General features: G+C 72.5%; 7 protein-coding genes. 2 read left to right on the plus strand and 5 right to left on the minus strand.

Annotated features, from left to right (window positions below; translation table 11 throughout):
* Positions 1-243: 243 nt before the first annotated feature.
* Together ACOV8S_RS03940 and panD are read right to left on the minus strand one after the other, a co-directional pair.
* Positions 244-2,817 carry a discoidin domain-containing protein gene (locus ACOV8S_RS03940; RefSeq protein WP_448316119.1) on the minus strand — a complete coding sequence of 858 codons (2,574 nt, stop codon included), beginning with the start codon at positions 2,815-2,817 and terminating at the stop codon, positions 244-246.
* 172 nt (positions 2,818-2,989) lie between these two features.
* Complete coding sequence (gene panD / locus ACOV8S_RS03945; RefSeq protein ID WP_448316120.1) at positions 2,990-3,409, minus strand: aspartate 1-decarboxylase; 420 nt, start codon at positions 3,407-3,409, stop codon at positions 2,990-2,992.
* Between the two features lie 600 nt (positions 3,410-4,009).
* Between panD and ACOV8S_RS03950 the strand changes: the two genes are divergently transcribed.
* Together ACOV8S_RS03950 and ACOV8S_RS03955 are read left to right on the plus strand one after the other, a co-directional pair.
* Positions 4,010-4,195 (plus strand): hypothetical protein, encoded by a 186-nt coding sequence (locus ACOV8S_RS03950; RefSeq protein ID WP_448316121.1) that lies wholly within the window; start codon positions 4,010-4,012, stop codon positions 4,193-4,195.
* A gap of 323 nt (positions 4,196-4,518) precedes the next feature.
* Positions 4,519-5,505, plus strand: a complete 987-nt coding sequence (locus tag ACOV8S_RS03955) for an NADPH:quinone reductase (RefSeq protein WP_448316122.1) — start codon at positions 4,519-4,521, stop codon at positions 5,503-5,505.
* 52 nt (positions 5,506-5,557) lie between these two features.
* On the opposite strand, the gene ACOV8S_RS03960 is transcribed toward ACOV8S_RS03955, so the two are convergent.
* The 3 genes from ACOV8S_RS03960 to ACOV8S_RS03970 form a co-directional block, all read right to left on the minus strand.
* The gene (locus ACOV8S_RS03960) at positions 5,558-6,058 is read right to left on the minus strand and encodes a DUF2165 domain-containing protein (protein ID WP_448316123.1); all 501 of its coding nucleotides are present in this window, start codon (positions 6,056-6,058) and stop codon (positions 5,558-5,560) included.
* A 78-nt stretch (positions 6,059-6,136) separates the two neighbouring features.
* Complete coding sequence (locus ACOV8S_RS03965) at positions 6,137-6,970, minus strand: ribonuclease BN (protein WP_448316124.1); 834 nt, start codon at positions 6,968-6,970, stop codon at positions 6,137-6,139.
* 147 nt (positions 6,971-7,117) lie between these two features.
* Positions 7,118-7,300 (minus strand): DUF6223 family protein (locus ACOV8S_RS03970; protein WP_448316125.1); only part of this gene is annotated, 183 nt, incomplete at its 5' end.

Here is a 7,300-nt window from a genome sequence, read left to right on the forward strand (position 1 = left end):
GACCGGCACGGTGGGACTCGCGTGCCGGGTGGCCTCGGCCAGGAAGACGTTGAAACCGGCCAGGCCGCCGCACGGGAGTCCGGACGACGCCGGCCTCGGCACGGATACCACCGCCGCCCGCGTCGTCGGCACGCTGCTGCGCGGTGCCGGTCCGCGCCGGACGTGGGAAGGCCCCCCGGCCGGAGCCGGGGGGCCTTCGTCGGACCGTCGCGCGCCGGTGGGCGCCCGGCGGTCGTCACCGCGCTAGGGGAAGCGGACGACCTTCGAGGGGACGGTGTCCGAGCCCGAGGTGGCCGCACCGGTGTCGTTGATGACGTGCCGGTACTGGCCCATGCCGCCGAGGGAGATCACCTGCAGGTGGTTCATGCTGATTCCCGGCTTCACCGGCACCTGGAACCCGTGGTGCTGCACGATCGACGGGTCGGAGGTGTAGTTGCAGTAGCTGCCGAGCGCCCAGGCCTCGTGGGTGTTCACCGAGTCCGCCACCTTGTAGGCGGCCCAGCCCACGATCCCGTCGTGGGTGATCGCGGCGGCGTTCGGCGCGTCGTACGCCTTCTCGTTCTGGAAGAAGATCGTGCGTCCGCGCTCGCCCTGCCACAGGACGTCGTACTTGTTGAAGTGCTCGACGAACAGTCCGGTGGTGAGGACGTCGTCGCCGTTGACGATCATGCCGTAGTCGGACCGGTTGGTCTCCCAGCCGACGCCCGCACCGTGGTCCGCGCGCCAGATCCAGGTGTGGTCGACCACCACGTCGTCGCTGTTGATCACCACGCCGTTGGTGGCCAGGCCGGGGCCGGCTCCGCCGACGCGGATGAACACGTCCTGCATGGTGGTCGGGTTGGCGGCGTGGTCCGCGGAGGCGCCGGACGGGCCGATGCGCAGCAGCGTGTCGGACCTGGAGGCTCCGGCGTCGACCAGGAAGCCCGCGAGCCGCACGCCGTCCACGTCGGCGACGTGCACGGCGTCCACCCCGTTGTCCGGGATGAACGTGGCCAGACCCAGGCCGAGCACCACCGTGTTCGCCCGCTCGATCTCGATCGGGCGGTCCAGGTGGTAGACGCCCGGGGTGACCAGCAGGTGCAGGCCCTGGGCGAGCGCGGCGTTGATGGTGGCCGCGGTCGCGCCCGGCTTGACCACGTAGAACTGGTCCAGCGGCAGCGAGGTGCCCGCGTTGGCCGGCCAGGAGACGCCCCGCGCGTTGGTGCGCTTGGAGGGGACGAACACCTTGTAGGCGGAGCCGTCCTGGTACAGGAACGGCTTCTCACGGGAGATCGGCGTGGTGTCCATCGTGGTGTAGGGACCGGTGGCGAAGTTGCTCGCCGGAGCGCCCTGCACGCCGGTGAACGTCATGTTCCACACGCCGTTGGTCCAGCCGCCGACCGAGCTGTCCCGGGTGTACCACTGCTGCTGCGAGTACGGGCCGACCGTGCCGTCGATCTTGGAGTCGGCGATGTACCCGCCGGACGCCCAGCCGTAGCCGTTCGGGGCGAGGTTCAGCCCGCCCTTGACGTGGATGCGGCGGAACGGGGCCGCCTGGGCGACCGCCCAGCGGTTGGTGCCGTTGGACGGGGTGATGGCCAGGTTCTCCGCCGAACGCCAGAAGTTCTGGGTGGCGTTGCCGTTGAACCAGCCGGCGTCCACGGTGACGTCGCCGTTGATCTGGGTGTCGTCCGGGTTGAGGCCGAGACCGGAGATCGAGGTGTAGAAGCCGATCTGGGCGTTGATGTTGTTGTAGGTGCCGGGCTTCAGGAGGAACTGGTAGCGGCCCTCGCCGAACTGGTTGGACTCCTGCCGTGCGAAGACGTCGTCGAAGCGCTGCTGGAGGTTGGCCGTCGACGGGTCCACGACGATCACGTTGGGCCCGAGGTCGCCGCCGCCGGTGATCGGCGGGACGCCGCCCCCGGAACCGGTGTGCACGGCCATCTCCCACAGCGAGTAGCCGTAGGCGGTGGCGCGGGCGGTGCCGTTCATCCGCACGTAGCGACCGGACCCGGAGACGTCGTAGGAGGCCTTGCCGCCGGTGGCGCCGGTGACGTTGCGCAGCGTCGTCCAGCTGCTTCCGTCGGACGAGACCTGGAGGGTGAAGTCACGTGCGTACGCGGCCTCCCAGTCCAGGTCGATCTTGCACACGTCCTGGACGGAGCCCAGGTCGACGCGCAGCCACTGCGGGTCGGAGTGCGCGCTCGACCAGCGGGTGGTGCCGCTGCCGTCGAAGGCGGCGGAGGCGGCCAGGCCCGCGCTCTCGGAGGAGGAGGCGGTGGCCGGCTTGTTCAGCGCCGCGTTCGCGGTGGAGCAGCCGGACGAGGTCCCGGTCGTCCCGAAGACCTGGAACTCCCAGAGCGAGACGCCCCACTGGGTGGCCCGGCGGTCGGCGTACACCCGCACATGACGGGCGGCGCCGGAGACGTCGACGGTGTCGGTGCCGCCGTCGGAGCCGGTCACCTTGCGGGCGTCGGTCCAGGTCGAGCCGTCCTGGGAGAACTGGATGCGGTAGTCGGCCGCGTAGGCGGCCTCCCAACGCAGCACCACCTGGCTGACCGTGGCGCTCGCGCCGAGGTCGACGCGCAGCCACTGGTTGTCGGAGGCCGCGGAGGACCACCGGGTGCCGGTGTCGCCGTCGACCGCGAGCCCGGCGGCGTACACCGCGCTCTCGGTGGAGGAAGCGGTGGCCGTGCGGCCCTGGGAGAGGGGCACGTCGGCGGCCGCTGCGGCTGCGCCGTTCGTGGGAGCCGCCGGGGCGGCCGTCGCGGCGGGCGCGGGGAGGGCGAGCAGCGCCGCGACGGCGGCGAAGGCGACGCTTAAGGTCCTGAATCTCATACAGGGACTCCATGGGGGTGGAGGAGGGGTCGGACGTGAGGGCACGACTTAATTCAGGGTTTGATTTAAGGGGTGACGGATCGGTCCGGCAAGCCCTCGCGCACGCATTCGCACAACAAAAACCGCCGCCGTCCCCTCGGGGGCGGCGGCGGTCGCGGTCGGTCCGCCGGGGTCAGACCCCCACGGCCTGCGGGCTTCGCCGCTGGTCGGTTCCCGGAACGGGCTCGGACGCGTCGGAGCCGAGCGCCACGATCCGGTTCGCCTCGTCGACGTGCACCACGCGCGGCTTCATCGAGCGCGCCTCGGCGTCGTCCACCTGGGCGTAGCTGATGAGGATCACCAGGTCGCCGGGGTGCACCAGGTGGGCGGCGGCGCCGTTGATCCCGATCACACCGGAGCCGCGCTCGCCCTCGATGATGTACGTCTCGAGGCGGGCCCCGTTGGTGATGTCGACGATGTGGACGAGCTCGCCGGGCAGCAGGTCGGCGGCGTCCAGCAGGTCGGCGTCGACGGTCACCGATCCCACGTAGTGGAGATCGGCCTGGGTGACCGTGGCGCGGTGGATCTTGGACTTGAACATGGTGCGCAGCATGGAGGTACTCCGGTCCACTAGGCTCCCTGCCTGCGTTCTTGCAGGTCAAGGGCGATTCGTCCAGGGTACAACGGGTCGTGTGTTCGAGCAGGGTTCGCTGAGAATTCCGGGACCGATGCCTGGTGGGACGGCACTGTGACTTTCGGCGCACCGGCCCCCTCCCCGCCGGGGAGGGCCATCGTGGTGGAGTCGGGTGCCGTCGACCACGCGCCGGCCGGCGACACCGTGTGCGCGGTCGCTCACCGGCGCGGCGTCGTCGTGGCAGTCGTGGTGGTTGTCGGCATCCTCACGTACTACGGAGTGAGGAACCGTCGACTCTGATGGCCGGCTTCCCGTCGAAGACAGGGCGAGCAGGATCCGCATCCGCTCTGCTGATCACGTTCGCCTCGGCCGTGGTGCTCAACCTGGCTGAGGTGCTGTGGGACCCCGATGGACAGTTCTGGCTCGCCGTGCGGATCGCGGTCTCGGTCGCGTTCGGTGCCACTCTCGCGAGATTCGCTCTCCTGCGGCTGCGGAACCCCGACTCGCGATCCCGGTCCGGGGAATCAGGACAGGCGTAGCCAGGCAACCCGCCGCAACCGGACCCATCGAGGTGAACGCTTGAGCGACAGGGCTAAGTTGACGGTGTTCGTGATCGTCTGTTTCACGGTCTCCGTGGCGGCACTTGTCCATGGACTGCGGGCAGGGGAAGCAGTTCCGCTGGTGCTCGCCGCCATCGGTTTTCCCTCGGCTTGCACACTGGCCTTTCTGCTGATCCGCCACCCCGGTGGAGGCACCGGCCGCTGAGCGACAAGGCGTCACCGGCCTCGGCCTTCCCGGCGGGCCGCCGTGTACGGCAGCCGGGCAGGATCATCGGCGGGGCGATGACCGTACTCGGGGTCGTCCACGGGACCGGTGTCCGGGGCTGACCGCCGTGCCGGCCCAACGTCGGGGGCGTCACCAGGATCATCACGTACACCCACGCCCGTGTCCGGCTGGAGCACGGGGGCCGGAGGTCCACCGCCACCTGCGGCCCGGCGAGTCCGCCTGATGGGCCGGGCGGTGGGACACGCCGCCCGTGGCGGCCCGCCGCCTCCGCGCCGCGCCTCCGGCAGGTCACACTCGGCCTCATGCAGGCCGCGTACATCGAAGAGCTGGGGTCGCCCGACGTCATCAGGGTCGGGGAGCTGCCGTCGCCACGGCCGGGGCCCTGCGACGTCCTGGTCGACGTCGGGGCGACCGCGGTCGACCCGGTCGACACCTTCGTGCGCTCGGGGGCGTGGAGGACGCCGGTGCCCTTCCCGTTCGTGATCGGGCGCGACCTGGTCGGCACCGTCGCGGAGGCCGGGCCCGGTGCGCCCGGGTTCCGGCCGGGGGACCGGGTGTGGTGCAACAGCCTGGGGCACGGCGGGCGCCAGGGGGCCGCGGCGGAACAGGCCGTGGTGGCCGCCGACCGCCTCTACCACCTTCCCGAGGGCGCCGACGCGGTGGACGCGGTGGCCCTGGCGCACCCGGCGGCGACGGCCTACCTCGCACTGTTCACCCACGGGCGGCTGCGCGCGGGGGAGACGGTCTGCGTCCTGGGCGCCGCCGGGAACGTGGGCGGCGCCGCCGTGGTCATGGCCGCGCGGGCGGGCGCCCGGGTGGTGGCCGTCGCCTCGGCCCGCGACGCCGCCTACTGCCGGGCTCTCGGGGCCCGGCACGTGGTCGACCGACACGACCCCGACCTGCCCGCGATGATCCGCGCGGCCGCGCCCGACGGGATCGACCTGCACCTCGACACCTCCGGCCACAACGACCTCGAGGCGGCGGTGGAGCTCCTCGCGCCGCGGGGGCGGGTGGTCATCATGGCCGGGCTCGGGGCCCGGCCGGTGCTCCCGGTCGGGCCGCTCTACCTGCGCGGCGGATCGGTGACCGGTTTCGCCCTCTCCCACGCGCGGACCGACGAGCTCGCCGAGGCGGCCGCCTGCGTCAACCGGATGCTGACGGAGGACCTCCTGCGTCCCCGGGCCGTCGTGGTGCTGCCGCTCACCGCCGCGGCCGAGGCGCACCGCAGGATGGAGCGGGGAGAGGTCCGGGGCCGGCTGGTGCTGCGGGTGAGCGCCTCGGCGGACTGACCCGGGCGTCGGCGGGGTGGTGTCCGCCCGCCGGCCCGCCGTCCGGCCCGGCTCACTCCTCGGCCGGTTCCCCGTGCGGAAGGTTCACGACGATCAGCACGACGCCACTCATCAGGAAGACCCGGGTGGCGGCCTCCAGCCCGTTCCACTGCTCCGACTGCCACATGGCGAACCACTCGCCGCCGATGCCGATGAAGCCGGCGCCGAACAGCAGCATCGTCATGAGCAGCCCGTACGTGCTGACCCGCCGGGCCCGCGCCCGGCCGTCGCGCCGCAGCCACAGCCAGGCGCCGAGCAGCAGCACCAGCGCGGTGACGCTCTCCCAGGCGATGACCAGCACGTACGCGGCGTCCTGGAGCCGGGTGTCGGTGACGGCCCGCCACATCAGGTCGGGGTCCTTGAAGGTGGTGTCCATGGCGAGGACGTGGCGCACGAAGGCCTGGTTGGTGCCGAAGTCGGTGATGTTCCCGACGGCCACCAGGGTCATGTAGAGGGCGACGGTCGCGGTCAGCAGGGCCGCGGCGGTCGTCAGGGCGCGTGAGGTGGGTGTCATGCCCGTTCCCTGCCCACCCGGGGACGGGGCCGCCCGTGCATATCGCGTCATCGTGCGACGGGCGGGACCACGGCGGGGTCACCGGATCCGCGCCCACCGGGACCCGCGTGGGCGGTCGGGGCCGTGGTGGTGCAACAGCCAGTGGCCGAACAGCGCGCCGCCGTGGACGACGAAGCCCACGCCGATCAGCCAGGACTCCACCACCAGGACGATGCCGACGGCGCCGTAGCTGATCGCGTTGGTGACGATCAGCGGCGTGAAGACGTAGTACGAGAACCCACGCAGACCGACCAGGCCGATCATGGTGCACAGGGCTCCGGGGAGCAGGCGGCGCCAGACGATCTGGCCGCCGAGGAGGAAGTGCTGGCCCCACCAGAAGAACAGGGCGCCGAGCGCCGAACTCAGGGCGATCCGCACCCCGCCGGGGAGGTCGCGGGTGAGGACCTCCTGGTACAGGTAGGCGGTCAGCGCGATGAGCCACACCCCTTGCCGCCAGACGCGGTGCCAGGGGCCGGCGGGCAGACCCCAGATGCGCTCGTAGCCGTTCTGCACGCTGCCGCCGAACGCCACGCCGAAGAGGGCCAGCGTGATGCCGCCGAGCACGCTGGTGGAGCCGACGACCTTCGGAGGCGGACTGAAGATGTCCGTCAGGACGCGCGCCGACCGGTCCGGCAGCCCCATGCCGTCGGCGAGCCAGGAGGCGAAACCGCCGCGGCCCAGCGGGTCGGCGGCGGCGATGACGATCAGCAGCGGGGCGAGGGTGACGAGGGCGAGGGTCGCGAACCCGAGGGCGCGGTGCATCAGCTCCAGGTCGCGGGCCTGGCGGATCAGGGCGTACGCCGCGAGCCGCCGCCACGCCCGGAGCAGCGGCCCCGGCTGCCCCCGGGTGGCCCTGGCCGTTCGTCGCCTCATACCCCGACCTTCCGTGACGAGCCGCCGTGGGACAAACCCGCCGGGGCAGCCGGGGGACCGGCCGTGTCTCCCGGGCCGCCCGCGCGGCGTGGCGCGGCCCGTCCCCCGCGGCCGGTTCCGGTCGATGAGGACCCCGCCGTGGCGCCCTCACGCCTCCCACGCGGTCCGGATGGCGCGGGAGCGGGCGCGCAGGCCCCCGGCGACGGCTGCCGTCCCCAGGAGGACCGCCACGATCCCTCCGGCGAAGCCGTTGCCGGTGCCCGGGCCGGCGGCGGCCGTCGCCACGTGCAGAACCCCGAGCACCACGCCCGTCACCCCCGCCACCCCCGC

Source organism: Streptomyces sp. CO7 (assembly GCF_053474865.1).

Coding starts and splice junctions, on each gene's coding strand:
- ACOV8S_RS03940 (WP_448316119.1), bottom strand. CDS start 2,817: ATGAGATTCAGGACCTTAAGCGTCGCCTTCGCCGCCGTCGCGGCGCTG.
- panD (WP_448316120.1), bottom strand. CDS start 3,409: ATGCTGCGCACCATGTTCAAGTCCAAGATCCACCGCGCCACGGTCACC.
- ACOV8S_RS03955 (WP_448316122.1), top strand. CDS start 4,519: ATGCAGGCCGCGTACATCGAAGAGCTGGGGTCGCCCGACGTCATCAGG.
- ACOV8S_RS03960 (WP_448316123.1), bottom strand. CDS start 6,058: ATGACACCCACCTCACGCGCCCTGACGACCGCCGCGGCCCTGCTGACC.
- ACOV8S_RS03965 (WP_448316124.1), bottom strand. CDS start 6,970: ATGAGGCGACGAACGGCCAGGGCCACCCGGGGGCAGCCGGGGCCGCTG.